At 40.8% G+C, this 16145-nt stretch carries 15 protein-coding genes and 1 pseudogene; 4 read left to right on the top strand and 12 right to left on the bottom strand.

Going from position 1 to position 16145, the window contains the following annotated elements:
* Positions 1-44: 44 nt before the first annotated feature.
* Positions 45-191 (bottom strand): annotated as a pseudogene (locus HXT41_RS00390) (MFS transporter); the annotation flags it as partial.
* A gap of 602 nt (positions 192-793) precedes the next feature.
* Here HXT41_RS00390 and HXT41_RS00385 point away from each other — a divergent pair.
* The 4 genes from HXT41_RS00385 (at position 794) to HXT41_RS00370 (ending at position 4213) form a co-directional block, all read left to right on the top strand.
* Complete coding sequence (locus HXT41_RS00385; RefSeq protein ID WP_103014074.1) at positions 794-1384, top strand: hypothetical protein; 591 nt, start codon at positions 794-796, stop codon at positions 1382-1384.
* Positions 1385-1412: 28 nt separating this feature from the next.
* Positions 1413-1778: a methyltransferase gene (locus HXT41_RS00380; protein ID WP_421788825.1), complete on the top strand. Its 366-nt coding sequence runs from the start codon at positions 1413-1415 to the stop codon at positions 1776-1778.
* Positions 1779-1811: 33 nt separating this feature from the next.
* Positions 1812-3413 (top strand): ATP-binding cassette domain-containing protein, encoded by a 1602-nt coding sequence (locus HXT41_RS00375; RefSeq protein WP_103014076.1) that lies wholly within the window; start codon positions 1812-1814, stop codon positions 3411-3413.
* A 227-nt stretch (positions 3414-3640) separates the two neighbouring features.
* Positions 3641-4213, top strand: coding sequence for an FMN-binding protein (locus tag HXT41_RS00370; protein WP_103014077.1), 573 nt, complete (start codon positions 3641-3643; stop codon positions 4211-4213).
* 43 nt (positions 4214-4256) lie between these two features.
* Here the strand turns inward: HXT41_RS00370 and HXT41_RS00365 are convergent, their stop codons facing one another.
* From HXT41_RS00365 to HXT41_RS00315, 11 genes are all read right to left on the bottom strand, one after another.
* The gene (locus tag HXT41_RS00365) at positions 4257-4892 is read right to left on the bottom strand and encodes a hypothetical protein (RefSeq protein ID WP_146024633.1); all 636 of its coding nucleotides are present in this window, start codon (positions 4890-4892) and stop codon (positions 4257-4259) included.
* Positions 4893-5236: 344 nt separating this feature from the next.
* Entirely contained in the window at positions 5237-6265 is a 1029-nt protein-coding gene (locus tag HXT41_RS00360; RefSeq protein ID WP_103014079.1) for an amidase domain-containing protein, read from the bottom strand.
* 382 nt (positions 6266-6647) lie between these two features.
* On the bottom strand, positions 6648-6935 hold the full coding sequence (locus HXT41_RS00355; protein WP_004109873.1) for an addiction module antidote protein: 288 nt from the start codon (positions 6933-6935) through the stop codon (positions 6648-6650).
* Positions 6929-7192, bottom strand: a complete 264-nt coding sequence (locus tag HXT41_RS00350; protein ID WP_103014080.1) for a type II toxin-antitoxin system RelE/ParE family toxin — start codon at positions 7190-7192, stop codon at positions 6929-6931. The genes HXT41_RS00355 and HXT41_RS00350 overlap by 7 nt, the downstream gene beginning before the upstream one ends.
* Positions 7193-7666: 474 nt before the next feature.
* Positions 7667-9082 (bottom strand): class I SAM-dependent RNA methyltransferase, encoded by a 1416-nt coding sequence (locus tag HXT41_RS00345; protein WP_421788698.1) that lies wholly within the window; start codon positions 9080-9082, stop codon positions 7667-7669.
* 80 nt (positions 9083-9162) lie between these two features.
* The gene (locus HXT41_RS00340; protein ID WP_240318290.1) at positions 9163-10014 is read right to left on the bottom strand and encodes a DUF3159 domain-containing protein; all 852 of its coding nucleotides are present in this window, start codon (positions 10012-10014) and stop codon (positions 9163-9165) included.
* Positions 10015-10038: 24 nt separating this feature from the next.
* Entirely contained in the window at positions 10039-10803 is a 765-nt protein-coding gene (locus HXT41_RS00335; protein ID WP_102703420.1) for a DUF3710 domain-containing protein, read from the bottom strand.
* 156 nt (positions 10804-10959) lie between these two features.
* Positions 10960-11826, bottom strand: coding sequence for an exodeoxyribonuclease III (locus tag HXT41_RS00330; protein WP_116440551.1), 867 nt, complete (start codon positions 11824-11826; stop codon positions 10960-10962).
* 179 nt (positions 11827-12005) lie between these two features.
* The gene (locus HXT41_RS00325; RefSeq protein ID WP_033888614.1) at positions 12006-14030 is read right to left on the bottom strand and encodes a dipeptide ABC transporter ATP-binding protein; all 2025 of its coding nucleotides are present in this window, start codon (positions 14028-14030) and stop codon (positions 12006-12008) included.
* 24 nt (positions 14031-14054) lie between these two features.
* Positions 14055-15047: an ABC transporter permease gene (locus tag HXT41_RS00320; protein ID WP_064621766.1), complete on the bottom strand. Its 993-nt coding sequence runs from the start codon at positions 15045-15047 to the stop codon at positions 14055-14057.
* Between the two features lie 12 nt (positions 15048-15059).
* Positions 15060-15986, bottom strand: coding sequence for an ABC transporter permease (locus HXT41_RS00315; protein WP_004105077.1), 927 nt, complete (start codon positions 15984-15986; stop codon positions 15060-15062).
* Positions 15987-16145: the final 159 nt, after the last annotated feature.

Genomic DNA, 16145 nt, shown 5'->3' with positions numbered 1-16145 from the left:
GTGTTTGGTAGCTGCGGCAAAACAACAAGAAGACCGGCGGTAAAAATCAGCGCGAGTATAGGCAAAACCGATCCTTCATACGCTTGATTGCCGAGCATAGAAAAACATAAGCCAACCAGAGCCCATCGCAATGCCGGACTAATAGATCTCATGCGAATAAAAATATTATTCTTACTAAATATTGACTTCACAGCAACCAGCTCTCCCCTAAAACTCTCTCCAAACAATGCAAACTTGCATGCAAGACTACATAACTACTTACACGCAGGCTTACATGCAAACTTACATAACTACCTTCAAATCGCTACCAAACTTAAATAATTCACTACAAACTACACAAATCCAATAGCTTATTTGACAAATTTGATAACACTATACCCTTGGCCAAAAAACAACAAATAATAATACAAAACAACAAAAACACTACAAAAAAACAGGGATCATAGACTAAAACAGTTCAAAACAAAAAGAGTGAAAAACAAAAAGCTTTCGGTTTTGAATGTCCCTAGTAGCAAACAAAACCGAAAGCAACACACTCAACACTCAAAACACACACGCATACGCAACCAACGCCAACACAAACCAGAGATAAAAATGTTAAAACAAAAACACAATCACTTTTATAACTCAATAAACATTACTGCTTTAATCAAAAACAATCTTGTTATACACTAGCTAAGCAATAAACAATAATGTAAAATAGTTTCATTATATTGTGTAGACTGTTTTATATTGCGTAAACTATTAAATTCTCATTTGAGAATCAAACCGCACTAGCAAAAGGTAGGAGTTTGTGAAAAATGATTTCAATTATGCCGACGATTCCGAGCGCGAATCAGACTCAGAAGCTGGAACAATATCGCCAGGCGTCAATGAAGAACGCTCAAAAACAAATCATGAATCGAAGAATGACTCGAATACTGCTGGGAGTGTCGACGGAATTACGTCAAATGACATTAACGAAACAATAGATTCAACTACCTTTGAAGAAAAACAAGCTGCTTCACTTATATTTGCACTCAAGACTCTAGGTTATAGCGACGAATGGAGCGGAATACTGCCAGATCCAGAAAGTTTTAATTTGTACCCAACGAATGTACAAGAAAGAATACTTAATCAGGCAGATGCTTTTACGGTCGATGAGTCTAAACGACAAGACAAACTTGTTAAAGCAGAAATAGAAACATCTAAAAGAAATACATGGATAAGCGCTGTACTATTTGTTTTATGCTTGCTTTCTGGACTAATAGCTTTCCTTATTACAAATAACCAATGGTCATGGACGCCATTGGCATTACCAGCAATTTCGTTCCTAAGAGATTTAATAACACACATAAAATCTCATTCAAGTAAGAATGAAACGGATAAAAACAGTAAAAACTAAATAGACAGGTAAAAACTAAATATAAGGAATTGAAGCCAATAAAACCATTGAGTTTATGCCACTGGACTTTTTCCACGACAGTCTTCCGAGCGTAGATGTCGTTCTGTTGGATTCGATTTTAGCTGATTGGGATGATGACTGTTGTACAAAAATACTAAGAAATATTCTTCGATCGATTCGCCAATCTAGGGCGAACTTGGTTATCTCCGAGGCGATCAGATTTTCTTCTTCATCACATGTTGATGCTATAGGCAAACTGGCGCTAGCTTGTGCTGTTCAAGGACGGGTCAGAGAACCTGAAGATGTTCGGTCACTTGTTCTAGCTGCGGGTTTCACAGACTGTGAGCATGTTACAGAAAGTCCGATGCGCTTTTCCTTAATAGCACGACCTTAATTCATCTTTATTATTTCTCTGTGAGGTAAGAATATGGATCAGAGTGCTGTACGTTTGAATGGCGTGAGTCACAGTTTTGATGGAGATGTGCTCGTATTGAACGACATCTCAAGCCATGTTTCTAATACACGTATCGCAGTTGTCGGTGATAATGGAAGTGGCAAGTCAACGCTCTTGCGTATCATCGCAGGCACGATTTCTCCATCTCATGGCTCCGTAGTCCTAGGATCCGCACCGTATTTCATGGCACAGAATCGTAGCCCTGATGATAATCGCACGGTTGCCGAGTTTCTTGGTGTTGAGTGGTTCTTGAGGTCTTCCGAAAGACTTGAGGAAGGTAATTATAATGAGGAGGACTTAGCGTATTTAAGTGATAAATGGGAACTTGCGAGCCTGCTTGAGTCTGTTAAAGAAGAATGGTTCCCACAACTAGAGTATTCACGGTTGATCTCAGAAATCTCTGGTGGTGAGTTCGCGAACTTGGGGTTAGCGCGAGCTCAGATTGCCAAGCCGAGAATCTGTTTGCTTGATGAACCATCGAATAACCTTGATTTCGCTGGAAGAGAGCGGCTGGTGCGCTTTATTGCCGACTTTAAATACACCCTTATCGTGGCAACACATGATCGAAATATCATGGATTGCTTTGACAAGATTTGGGAAATCCGTGATGGTAGATTGACTCAGATAGATGGATCCTTCGCTGATTACTTGAACCATGTAAAGAATAGGCGAGCTGAGGCCACTCACGAGCTTAACAAAGCGCGAAAAGAGGTAAAAAGGCTGAAAAGTTCTCTTAGAGAATTAGAGCAACGGCAATCAATTCGTAGGAACGGTAATCAACGTGCATCGATTCAGAAGCGCGGCTCTAAAATGTCTATGAACGGTCTCAAAAGTAAGTCTGAGGGTACCTTAAGCAGACAACGATCACAGTTAACAGAGAAACGCCAAGATGCCGCTGAGACCGAATTGGCCGCAAAAAATAACATCGAAAAAGAACATACTATGCGTCTCGACGGTTTGCTGTCAGATCAAGAGGGCAGTAGGCGTCAGATTATATGTTTGTCTTCATGCACTGGCTGGCAAACCATTATCGGTGGTGACGATCGCGTTGCACTTGTTGGTGCTAACGGTGTTGGAAAGTCGCGCCTCATAGCAAGCATTAACAATAGCTCCTTGAGGTGCTCTGGTCCGGCTTGGGCAGAACCTTTGACCCCTGATCTTGAAAGTATTGGTATTCTCTCTCAGAACTCACTACATCTTGATCACTCAAAAACGATCTGGGACGAGCTTGTGCAAGGGATACCCAACCTTGAACGGCAACGAGTATTCGCTGTCATTGCTCGGCTTGATTTTAGCAGCGCAACGCCTGACAGCCTTGTATCTGAACTCTCGGGTGGCGAGCAGTTTAGACTTTCACTCGCGAAGCTCCTACTAGCTACCCCACCAAAACAACTCATTGTTTTAGATGAACCTACTAATAGTCTAGATATTCAAAGCCTCCGTGAGGTGAGAGATTTGCTGTCGCAGTTTGAAGGCGCTCTGCTAGTAATAAGTCATGATCGCGACTTTTTAGAGAGCCTCTCAATCACAAGATGGCTCGAACTTAGCAGTTCTGGATTATCTGAACTCGCATAATATATGCACCCGTCTTTCTGACAATATTAGATTTATGTGACCGAAGTGAGGTAAGCGATACACTTGCGATCAAAGAATACGTCGTTGAGTCTGCATCACTCAAAACCATGATGAAACTAAAAGAGCCCAAAGCTGGTCTAAGTTCAAACTATTCTCTTGTTCTGTATCTTACCTTTGAAAAAAGGGAAATTGGAGTCGAAATCCTAGCCAGTCGCTAGATATAGGGCATCCACCCTGAAGGATGTCGAATCCAAAAAAGTTGCAAAACTGTTGCTGCGCTTGCTGTTATAGCTGCATCATCTGCTATGTTGTCCGCTTGTGGAGAGCCAAAAGCTGTTCCTATGAACGATGAGTTCGCTGACAATTCTGGTCAAAGCGCGGATGATGGCGGTAATCCTTCAGGGAAGTACGATGCTGGCGCTCAGCAATCTCAGTCTTCTGCGCAAAGTGAAGATTCTGGGGATTCTAAAAACCAGTCTAAAACCGATACTGGCAATTACAAAGATGGCGATTACAAAATCAAAGCTACGTATGGTCCGGTTGCAGAAGATAGTTTTGATGTGCGCTTAAGCGTCGCAAATGGGAATATTAGCGATGTGCAAATGACTCCTCATCCGTTTACGCCGATTTCAAAAAAGCACATGAATGCTTTTGCTGGCGCTATTCCAGGTAAAATAGTTGGAAAGCCGTTGAAAGATTTGCATATTTCAGTTGTTGCTGGAGCAAGTTGGACTAGCGACGCATTCAATAAAGCGCTTGATGTTGCTCGCCAAGAGGCTTCAATTCAATCCGCACAATAATTGCAAGGCACAATCGCGATTATTGCGCAGATTGAATCAGCATCTAATCTTTTTTATTTTGAACGCTATCAACTGATTTTAATCGTACATTTTCCTTATATTTGTGCAACATTAAAGCAAAAGCTGTACAAGTGATTAGGTAGAAATTCCACGTAGTAACAAGAGTGAAAATATGAGGTCCAGGGTATGGATTGATTGAATACCCATACAATAGTTCTGTATCACTTGACCATAGCAATGTACCTAATGTATCAAAAATAATAATTACAATAGGTATTAATGCTTTCCATCGCATTGAATCTTTGCGCAAAGATAACACAGCAATTGCAAAGCAAATTGGCACATAAAATCCAGACAATTGTACTGCCTTATACAATGTTGAATTAACTGCATCATGCAATCCTGTAAACCAAAATCGAAGAAGTAATACAATACTTATAGCATCAATCACTACTAAAATAATCCACAAATATTTTGCACAGAAAGAATGAATATTTTTAAATTTTTTCTCCTCGGGAACAATATTGCAAGATGCACTATTTTCTGATTGTTCTTTCTCGATGAAAGTCTTATAACTATTAAATGCAAGAAGCATAACCAATACACTATGTACGCAAAAATTCAGGCATATAAGAACTGTATTTACTTCAGAGCCGGGATAATATGCATAATTTACCATAGGAACTTGTAATAGCTCTGCTAATGATTGCGCATACATGCAAATAAGCGTAGATATAACGAAAAGCGCTACTAGTGTTATTGACATTATCCAGCGTTTGCGCTCGCGACAAAATGCAATAACGCAAACCAACAATACAAGACTTACTACACTAGTCCATGCAAGACCGTCATATAAAACATACCCATTCGATGTGTTAATAAAATATCTATATGCCAGAGTAAGTAGGCATATAGTGTCAAGTGGAATAAACAATAACCACGCACACTTGCGTTTACAAATATTCTTTAGCAAATTCATTATTTACATTCTTCTTAAATGAAAATGTTACAAAATTTTACTATTTATCGACGTACTCTATAATAAATAGCTTTTCCGTCATGTTTTGGCCATCCACCATCCCACGCTAAATAATTCGTGGAATGTTGTGCAATCTTCAAACCATCGCGACCTTTTTGATACACGAAACCGATATGATCAACTTCTCCATCTTGGTTATAATCAACGCCGATAAAATCACCGTCAGCAACAGAATGAACAAGCTGTTTCCAATGCTTTGTATTGTAGCCACTTCCCATATAATTTTTGAAAGTATTAGCATTAACCCAAGAGATAGAAGTGTCATTCTGTGCCTTCCACCACCAACCTTTAGATGGATTATTATACATATCCATTGATACGCCACCGGCGTACAAAATTTGAGAAGCAAAATTTGTGCAATCTTCATCGCGTTCCCAAATCCACCAGCCTCTTTTTTTATAACCGTATTTTGGATTAGGTTTTACAGCATATTTTGCAGCATATTTTTTCGCGGCAGAAACATTAATCCCTAAACTACGGTCTGCGTAATATGGTTTATCATTATGATTTTCTGGTAATGTTGGCAAAAGTAGATAAGCGTTTTCTATGCCTTCTTCTTTAGATAGAAATCCATTAGAAATTTGTTTATTTATTTTTTCAAGTTCAGCAAGTATTGCATCATTCTCAGATCTATTTTCATACCAATCTAAAAATTCAACAGATTCTGTCGCGTCTGTTCTCAATGTATTTTTTTCATCCTCTTGTGAAAGAATGCTTTTATAAATTGTTGCTGTTTTTTCAGTTAATTCAGGCAATGAATAACTTTTCTTAGCCTTGTTGATAACACTAAAATGTTTAGATAAAAAGTTTTGCTTTGCTGAATTTGGGTCTTGGAATGTATCTAGTAATCTGAAACGCTCACCTTGGAATGCTATATAATTTCGTACTTTTACAAAACTACTTTCTTGAGTTGTAACGCCAGAATTATTATCGGCATATGCTACATTTACTAATCCATTAGCAATCAGTAGACAGGCAAAGCATGTAGCTATCATTTTATAACAAATTTTCATCTTATCTTCTCTCCTAATTAACCATGATGATCAGCAACCGTACTGATAAAAGAAACTAGCAAAGCGCTAGTTGCATGCATCTTTACGGTGCAACTAAACAACACATTAGAAATTCTACTATTGAATTTATATGGATGTCAATAAAATCATAAAACGATGTTTTATGTATATGGAATTGTTGTTCTGTTGCTATAAGTGCCATTTTGTTTCAAATATCAACTAAATATATTTAATATACTAAATGTATTAAAAATGTATGTAATTCTAGTCTTACGCCTTACAATTCAGTCATTGTAATTGTTGCATGACGCTGTAAACAGGACGCACGTTATCGTGGCAGATTTTGCTAGATTTGCGATTTTTGCCACGATAACTGTGTGTGTCACGCATTTGCTGGTTCTATTGCAATGCGTCCACCTAACGCTTGAACAACCTTCGCAATAGTTTGAAAGCTAGGATTGCCATCTCGTCTTAGGCTTTTATAAAGGCTTTCCCTACCAACCTCAGCTTTTTGAGCAATCTCTTTCATTCCTCGAGCTTTTGCAATATCACCTATAGCAGCTTGCAACAAGCGAGGATCGTTAAGTTCTGCTGCAGCATTGAGATATGCAATAACATCATCATCGTCCTCAAGATACTCACTCGCATCCCATTTACTTATATTTACCATTTCTTCTCCTCAATTAACTGTGCAAGAAGTATCTTCGCTTGCTTAATATCTTTACTTTGACTACTTTTATCCCCACCAGCAAGTAATAGCATTAACTTTGAGCCTTTTTGTGCAAAATACACACGATATCCTGGTCCAAAAGCGAAACGCAGTTCACTAATACCATTGCAAACTGGATGTAAATCACCTACTGGCTTACCTGCAATTTCACATAATCTCAGCCTCGCATTAATTCGAGCTTTAGATTGCAAGACCATGAGCCTACTAAGTCTCCTAAATTAGCGGATTTAGCTGATTAGTCGCGCGGGTTTTAAAATATACAAGGTTTGAAGGTGATGATTTTATGATTTCAGATAATATCTTCCATGATTCTTCACATGATAATTTGAAATCTAGCTTCATTACGTGTTGTATACAATGAAGCTTTGCTTTTGAACTCTGAAACTATTGCTCTGTACTCTGAAACTTTGATTTAGAACATCATATTATTTCTTACTATATTATGCTTGTAATACTGTATATCCCCACTTCACCAGCTGGGTGCAAGGTGGGTGCACTTTTTAACGTTATCCATCTTGTGCACTCGACCCTAGAACGTAGACATGTTCCCTCATACAGCCAAAACACACTCAAAAACCGCAAGAACCCAGCCTAAAGCCGCTTCGCATTAAACCTTTTAACGATAGCCCTCGCTAAGCCTTGCTACACAAGGGCAAATTTGCACCCACCTATTAAGCCTTTGACATCAATACGACACTCTCGACGTGGTGAGTGTTGGGATATATATCGAACGCACGCAAAGACTGAACGCTGTAGCCAAGCTCCTTAAACGTGCCAACATCGCGAGCAAGACTGGTCGGATCGCAAGCAACATACACAACGCTTCTTGCTCCAGACTTCGCAATCTGCTTACAAACTTGAGCTTTAGCACCAGCGCGCGGAGGATCTAACACAACAACATCTGGATGCGCAAATCGGCGCACAATCTTAGATGACTTACTCGCCTTAAACACCTGCGATTCAAGAGTTTGCGCAACATCCCCTTCAAGCGCTTCAACAACATCCCTGCTAAGACCAGCGCGTCCAATATTTCGCCTTGCGTTCTTTACAGCAATCGGCGCACCCTCAATGCTAAGCACGCGAGCTGGCTCTGCAGAACCAACGGAACCTGCATCACCAGCAGAATCTCCGCCAACATTAGCCAAAGTCGCAAGAGGAATCGTAAACAAACCCGAACCAGAATACAAATCCCACAAAACAGTATTCTTAGTGCGCCCACCAAGTGCAGAACGAACTAATCCCAAAACGTAGTTCACCAAATGCTCTGGAGCTGCGCGATGAATCTGCCAAAAACCGCGCCCATCAACATCGTAATCAAAAGTACGCGCACGAGATAAATCTTCATTAACAGCAACTCGCACGCGCTCGCGCAACAATGCCGATCCTGCAACCAACTCATCATTTACTATAAGCGCATAATTTTCGCCAATCGCACTAAGAAGCGCAGCCTTATCGCCAGAAACACCAAAATCCAAACCATCAACCCTAGGCTCTGGAACAGCAAGACGAATTTGCGCATTTGGCGAAAAAGAACGATTCCACAAGTCCAAAGAATCCGCAACAACCAAAACTGCGCGCGACGCAAGCGGCATAGTATCAATCGCAATGCGATCATGCGACTCGCGCTTACGCATAGACAATCGCCCTTCATCATCCGCAACCAACTCCATGCGCGTACGCCAATTAAACCCGTTAAGCTCCTCGTCCCCTGGCATGCGCTCAACACTAACATCGCTTTCCGCAACATCCATATGCGCTAAACGCTGGAATTGATTGGCAATTACGGAAGCCTTCCAACGAATCTGACCAGGCAAAGAAACGTGAATTAAATCCGCGCCGCCAACTCCGCCGCCCTGAGCCAAAGGACCAGCGAGCTTCCATTGCGGCTCCACACGATCCGCACTAGGCTCCAAAACTTCTACAACTTCGCCAGTAAAAAAGTGCGCTTTTGCACGCATCGGCTCATCCATGCGCACAACAACCAGCTCACCAGGAAGGGCAAATCGCACGAATACAACGCGTCCTTCGAGATGACCTACGCATCTACCTTGATCCGCATATCGCTCGATTCGCATCGTTACTTGCATGTACTACCCCTTAGTTTTGCGTTTTGTTAAGCTGATTCTCTAACGCTGATTTTCTAACGCTGATTTTTGTTAAGATGATTTTACTTCACTGAATTTACATCGTTTTCATCTTCGTCAATCTGCTTTTCTTCGCGATAATTTTCTTCGCGATTTTTATGGTGAAGACGCATAAACGGCGTTGCGATAATCAAGTAAGAAACCCAAATTGCGAGTGCCCAGAACGGCAATCCCATAATCAAGCGAACGGTACCAAGCCACACAACGTGATTCGTCAAATATAATGGCACTTGCAAAACGAGCCTCAGCACAAAAACAGCAATCCACAATCCTGTCACATACATATACGCTCGCTTAAGCGGCTTATAATCGAGCCATTCGTGAAGCCACGAGCCAAAGTTTTCCGTAGGCATTTTGCGAATTGACTCAATCACAAGCCCTAAAGCAGGCACGCGCACAATCAGCGAAATAGCAAGAAGCACACCATAAACAGCGTTCGTAATAAAGCCCATCATATAGTAGTCGCGCGCTTGGTGACTCGTCCACACCCAAACAAGGCAGATTCCAATGGAAACAAGCCCACTAATTGCTCCCATAAGCGATTGCCTTTGAATAAGACGAATCACAACTTGCAAAACAGCAATCACAGCTGCAACAATAACCGTTGTTTGCACATTTCGTGTTACAACGAAGCAAATAACAAACAGCAAGCCTGGAAGCATGGATTCGATTACGCCTCGAACGCCACCCATTGAATCAATTACAGAAAATGTAGATCCTTCGGCTCCAATTGAAGCCAATGTCGCTAGTCCTGAGCGTTTTTTGGTTTGCGCAGAATCGTTGGTTTGCGCAGAATCGTTGAGTTTTACTGCATTTGAAAACTCTTGCGAAGAAAACTCTTCTTCGGATTTCTGTAAAGATTCTTGTGAATCCATTCAATTAACTTTCTACTATTTGCATTATCTAATTTCAGCAAACATTGGACCGCGTGTAAGCGTAGTTTTTACTTCTACTTGTTGGTCGTAACCTAATGGTTTATCGTCTTTTTTTAGTGCATTATTAGCATCTTCATCAGACGTATTATTTTCCCCATCTTTACCGCTATTTTCTGCATTTAAAGCAGCTTCTTTTTCTTCTCTAGTTACTGGATCATGCATAGGAATAAAATCGCGAGGCGCAAGCGGCTCTTCACCACGATTTACAACAATCCCCTTAAACCATTCGTCTAATTGTTTTGTTTCGTTATTATTATCTGCAAGCTCTGTTGCTGCAGGTCCAGAGAATACTCCGCGAAGCATCCACCTAGGACCATCAACGCCAACAATACGCGTTGTAATGGTTTTTTCTCCAACTTTTACAGGTAACAGTAGCTCAGTACCAAATTCGCCTTGTACTGTACACGCTTGACTATTACCATCAAGCAAATCTTTGCACACTTCTAGCCAAATACCAGATGTTTTAGGCGCAGCAAAAGCTTCAACTTCTACGCTTGAAGAACCATAAGTTACTGTCATACCAAGAACTTGCGATGTTTCATGCTGCTTTTTTACTCGCAACTCAATGCCTTGAAAATATGGGATATAGATTGAACCAAAATCTAGATAATCGCTAAAATCAGGAGCATCTTCATCATTGAAATCCCATGGACCAGTTTTTACCTCTACGATTTTGTCTTCAACTTTTGAAGATTTTTCTTCTTCATGTCGGCCAAATAACCAACCCATTATTCCTCATTTCTTAAAACAACAAGCACAACAATAAGCATAATGCTAATCGTCGTAAATTGCTCAACTTCACCAGATTATCATAAACAAAGCACTGAAAATATGCATATGAGCAAATGCTATTACTTTATTTATTTCAGTTAATGTGATTAATAATCACACACCGTATTTTATGGTTAAAGGCGCGTGATCCGACCATCTTGCCTCATAACTTTCAGCACGATCGATCACAAATCCGCGAGCGCTTTCCGCAATTTCAGGAGTTGCGAACTGGTAGTCTAATCTCCAGCCAACGTTATTGTCGAAAGCTTTACCGCGCTGACTCCACCAAGTGTATGGTCCTTGAATATCTCCTGCAAGCATGCGCATAACGTCCACAAATTCATATTCGTTAATCCAGCGATCAATATAAGCGCGTTCCTCTGGCAAGAATCCTGCACTTTTTTCATTAGCCTTAGCGTTTTTAATATCAAGTGAAGTATGCGCAATATTAAAGTCACCGCACAAAATCGCTTGATTTCCGCCACTTGCTGCAATATTTCGAAGCTCCCCCAAGCGTATAAGCATTGTGTCTAAAAAGCGGAATTTTTGTTGCATTTTTTGCGGATCGTCCACATTTCCAGCATGAACATACACAGAAGCAATAGTAATTTCATACCCTTCAGGGGTACGCACGTCAGTTTCAACCCATCGCCCAGAATCAACATCCTCACTTAAACCAGGCAAACCGTAGCGTTTTTCAACTACAGGAAGAGACGTAACTAGAGCTACTCCAGCTCGACCTTTTACACGGCAAACTTCATTTGTATAAGTAAAATTATCGTTTTTTATAGAATTTACGATATTTTCAGACGTACAATATCCCATTTCAATTTTTGTCATAATTGGGTCGATTGCATCCTGCGGAGCGCGCACTTCTTGCATACACCACACGTCTGGAGTATGCGCGTCAGACCAGTTAAGCATACCTTTGCGCTCAGCTGCACGAATACCGTTTAAATTCGAAGTCGTAATTGTAATCATGTAATCAACTCTAATATGTACACAACACAAACAGCTCCACCACTAAGCAACAGACATAAATCACGCAACCAACACAGATTACAAGTTATGGATTACTCAACCAATAAACACGGAATTAATAGAAAAATAAAAAGGTGCAGATTCTATAAAACCTGCACCTTTTTATCAGCTTGTACTATTTAGTCTAAACCAAGTTCCAAATTTCCTCCTGGAATTGCATCAAGCAAATCGCGAGTGTATTCCATCTGTGGATGATCGAATACCTCATCTGTAGTTGCATGCTCAACAAGCTTTCCATGCTGCATAACAACAACTTCGTCTGCAATCTGACGAACGACAGCCAAATCGTGTGTGATGAACAAATAGCTCAAACCACGCTCCGCCTGCAAATCGTTAAGCAAGTGCAAAACCTGATCTTGCACAAGCACATCCAAAGCAGATACAGCTTCATCGCAAACTATAACATCTGGGTCCAAAGCCATAGCACGAGCAATCGCAATTCGTTGACGCTGTCCTCCAGAAAGTTCGTTCGGGAATCGAGTCATAACTGAAGCAGGCATACGAACCATGTCTAGAAGCTCTACCACACGGTTTTTACGACTCTTTTTATCACCAATCTTATGAATACGCAAAGGTTCTTCAATTGAACGATAAATTGAGTACATAGGATCCAAAGAACCATACGGATTCTGGAAAACTGGCTGCACATGGCGACGGAAGTCAAGCAAATCCGAACCCTTTAAATCGGAAATATTCTTACCTTCGTAAGTAACAGTTCCACTTGTTGGCTTAAGAAGTCGCAAAACCATATTCGCAACAGTAGATTTACCTGAACCAGATTCACCAACGATAGCTAACGTCGTACCACGCTTAATAGAGAATGAAACGTCGTCAACAGCCTTAAAAAGCTCTTTCTTGCGAGGAAGCTTAAACTCACGAGTTAAGTGATCCACAGTAATAATATGCTCACTTTTTTCGAGAGTTTGCTCACCTACTACATGATGCTCAAGCAAGTTATCAGCGTTACCACCGTGTTCTTTAACAGAAATAATGCGCTGAGAAGCTAAGCTTGGAGCGGCAGCAACAAGTCTCTTTGTATACGGATGCTGAGGATGCTGCAAAACTTCCAACGATGGGCCAGACTCAACAACACGACCCTTATACATAACAACAACATGCTGCGCGCGAGAGGCAGCCAAACCTAAATCGTGTGTAATGAAGAGAACAGAAGTTCCGAGCGAATCAGTTAGTGTATGCAAATGGTCAAGAATACGCTTTTGCACAGTAACATCCAAAGCGGAAGTTGGCTCATCTGCAATAAGCAAGTCCGGTCGGCAAGCCAAACCAATAGCAATCAAAGCGCGCTGACGCATACCACCGGAAAACTCATGTGGGAACTGACGTGCACGAGTTGCAGCATCTGGCAAACCAGCTTCATCGAGCAAACCAGCAATACGATCTTCAACGCTTGCACCTACAACATACTTTTTGGCAATTTCCCAAGCTTTGTCGTCATTTACACCATATTTGATTAAATCGTCTGCTACGCGCCAACGAGTTTCAGAGCCTGGAACCCACTCTTTCTTGTAGTAATCAATAGCTTCATTGAACTTTTCAGCATCGTTATGCTCATCAAGCCCAACTTCTTTCAAAGCTTTCTTAGCAACTTCAATCAAATCTGGTAATTCTTTAGAGCCAAGGAATGTTTCATCCTCATTGCTTTTGACTTGAACAGAATCGCCTGCAAGAGCCTCAGCTAATGAAGAACGCTTCTCGTGATCAACGTCAACACCATTTGCGATTAATGCTTCTTTAACTTGTTCGCCAATACGCCACACAGGGTTCAAGTTGCTCATAGGATCCTGCGGAACTAGGCCCATTGCAGTACCACGCAAGGCAGCAATCTCTTTTGGCTTCAAACTGCTAATTTCTTTACCCTTGAGCTTAATAGATCCACCTGTAACATGACCGGTTCCAGGAAGAAGACCAAGAACAGCCATTGCAGAAGTGGACTTTCCTGAACCAGATTCACCTACAATTGCAACCCACTGACCAGGATAAACACAGAAGCTAGCATCTCTAACAGCATGAACAGCTTTTTTTGAGTCTGTTGTGAAATCAACCTGGAGATTTTTTACTTCCAACAATGGCCCTTGCTCTAGCTGCATGGCGCGAATGTCTATATCTTTACGTGTTGTATTCATAAGTTTTATTCCTCCACGCTAAATTCACGCCTTACGGCTCTTCGGATCTAATGCATCCTTTACAGCATCACCCATCATAATAAAGGCGAGCACAGTAATTGCGAGTGCAATAGACGGATAGAACAAGACTTCTGGGTTCGTAGTAAGAACATTTCTAGCGGTAGAAATATCTCCACCCCAGCTGACAGTAGTACTTGGTAAACCAATTCCAAGGAAGCTTAATGTTGCTTCCAACACAATATAAGTTCCAAGCGAAGTTGTTCCAACAACAATGATTGGAGCCAAAGAGTTCGGGATAATGTGTTTGAAAAGATTACGTATTGGAGTAGATCCTAAAGCAGTAGATGCGGTATTGAATTCAAGATTTTTTGATTCCATAACAGCGCTTCGTGCAATACGAGCAACGCTAACCCATCCAAAAAGCACCATAACAAGCACAATTTTCCAAATTGATTTAGATGTACGGAACATTTGTAAAACTACGATTGCACCAAGAAGCATTGGTAAAGCCAAGAAGATATCAGTTATTCGGCTGAGAATAGTATCAACCCAGCCTCCGAAGAATCCTGCTAACGCACCAATTAAAGAACCAACAAGTACAACCAAAATAGTTGCAAGCAAACCAACACTTAGCGATGTACGAGTACCATAAACAACTCGAGCATAAATATCGCAACCTTGCATATCAAAACCAAATGGATGCGCGGCTGAAGCTGGCTCAAGAGAGTGTTCCAAAACGCAATAATTAGGATTGTGCTTTGTAAGAATGCTTGGGAAGAACGCAACAAAAATAATTGCAATAATCAAAATTGCAGAAACAATAAACAATGGATTTCTGCGCAAAGTTCTCCAAGTATCTGCCCACATACTCGTTGCAGCAGCGGATTCGTCTACGGAATCCACTTCTTGAATAGGCGTATCGTCTAATGGTGCAACGTAGCGTTCTTGCCCCGGTAATATATCGCAATTTGAAGCATTATTTGCAATCAAATCATTTTTCATCAAATTATCTTCCATAGTGTACTCCCCTCACGCGTAACGAATGCGCGGATCAAGAGCCGCGTACAACATATCAACAAGAAAATTGCTAAATACAAATATCAATGTCAAAAGCGTGACAATGGAAACAACAAGGTTTCCTTCTCCTTTTAGAATCCCTTGATATGTGAGGAATCCAACGCCATGAATGTTGAAGATCGTTTCCGAAATCATTGCACCGCCCATAAGAGCACCCAAATCCTGACCTAAGAAGGTGACGACAGGTATAAGCGAGTTGCGCAAAACGTGACGAACAATAACAGAGCCTTCTTTTAAGCCCTTTGCACGAGCTGTACGCACATAATCGAGCGAAATATTTGAAGAAATTTCAGATCTTGTAAGTCGAATGATATACGCCATAGACACAGAACCAAGAACCATTGCAGGAAGAAGCAAATCGAAGAATCCAGGATCGTTACTAGCTGTAACTGGTAATATGCGCCATTTAACACCAAATAAGTATTGTCCTACGAAACCTGTCACAAATGTTGGAACAGAAATAAGAAGAAGAGATACAACCAGAATCACACTGTCATACCACTTGCCTTTCTTCAAACCTGAAATTATGCCAAATATGACACCAAATATTGCCTCGAAAGCGAATGCCATAATTGCTAGTTGAACAGTAACCGGGAATGCACGACCAATTTCATCGATAACTGGTTGACCTGCAAAAGTATGACCAAAATCGAGGGTAAGAGCATTCTTTAAGAAAAGTAAATATTGAATAATAAATGGTTTATCTAAGTTATACTCGGCTCGTATTTGTGCAGCCACTGCAGGATTAACAGGTTTTTCTCCAAACATTGCTTTTACTGGGTCTCCAGGCAAAGCAAATACTAAAGCATAAACTAATAATGTTGTGCCGAGAACAACAGGAATCATCTGCAAAATACGACGCAGAATGTACTTACCCATCGAATTCTCCTTGAATTGTTAAAACTTACTCAAAAAACAACAAAGTGCCGCTCCAGCTCAATAGTTTTATTTAACTAGTTTAGCTGGAGCAGCAATTTCGCAATAAGCGATATTAAATTATTAAGAGGAACCAACTAGTGTTACCTACTAACTTTCTAA

This window comes from Gardnerella sp. DNF01189 (genome assembly GCF_049244195.1).
GTDB classification, from domain to species: domain Bacteria; phylum Actinomycetota; class Actinomycetes; order Actinomycetales; family Bifidobacteriaceae; genus Bifidobacterium; species Bifidobacterium swidsinskii.
This window is presented reverse-complemented; position numbering and strand designations above follow the sequence as displayed.

Bases quoted from the DNA above. Each gene is read 5' to 3' on its own strand.
- HXT41_RS00340 (WP_240318290.1), bottom strand. From the start codon at position 10,014: ATGGATTCACAAGAATCTTTACAGAAATCCGAAGAAGAGTTTTCTTCG.
- HXT41_RS00325 (WP_033888614.1), bottom strand. From the start codon at position 14,030: ATGAATACAACACGTAAAGATATAGACATTCGCGCCATGCAGCTAGAG.
- HXT41_RS00360 (WP_103014079.1), bottom strand. From the start codon at position 6,265: ATGAAAATTTGTTATAAAATGATAGCTACATGCTTTGCCTGTCTACTG.
- HXT41_RS00315 (WP_004105077.1), bottom strand. From the start codon at position 15,986: ATGGGTAAGTACATTCTGCGTCGTATTTTGCAGATGATTCCTGTTGTT.
- HXT41_RS00350 (WP_103014080.1), bottom strand. From the start codon at position 7,192: ATGGTCTTGCAATCTAAAGCTCGAATTAATGCGAGGCTGAGATTATGT.
- HXT41_RS00355 (WP_004109873.1), bottom strand. From the start codon at position 6,935: ATGGTAAATATAAGTAAATGGGATGCGAGTGAGTATCTTGAGGACGAT.
- HXT41_RS00345 (WP_421788698.1), bottom strand. From the start codon at position 9,082: ATGCAAGTAACGATGCGAATCGAGCGATATGCGGATCAAGGTAGATGC.
- HXT41_RS00365 (WP_146024633.1), bottom strand. From the start codon at position 4,892: ATGGTAAATTATGCATATTATCCCGGCTCTGAAGTAAATACAGTTCTT.
- HXT41_RS00335 (WP_102703420.1), bottom strand. From the start codon at position 10,803: ATGGGTTGGTTATTTGGCCGACATGAAGAAGAAAAATCTTCAAAAGTT.
- HXT41_RS00320 (WP_064621766.1), bottom strand. From the start codon at position 15,047: ATGGAAGATAATTTGATGAAAAATGATTTGATTGCAAATAATGCTTCA.
- HXT41_RS00375 (WP_103014076.1), top strand. From the start codon at position 1,812: ATGGATCAGAGTGCTGTACGTTTGAATGGCGTGAGTCACAGTTTTGAT.
- HXT41_RS00330 (WP_116440551.1), bottom strand. From the start codon at position 11,826: ATGATTACAATTACGACTTCGAATTTAAACGGTATTCGTGCAGCTGAG.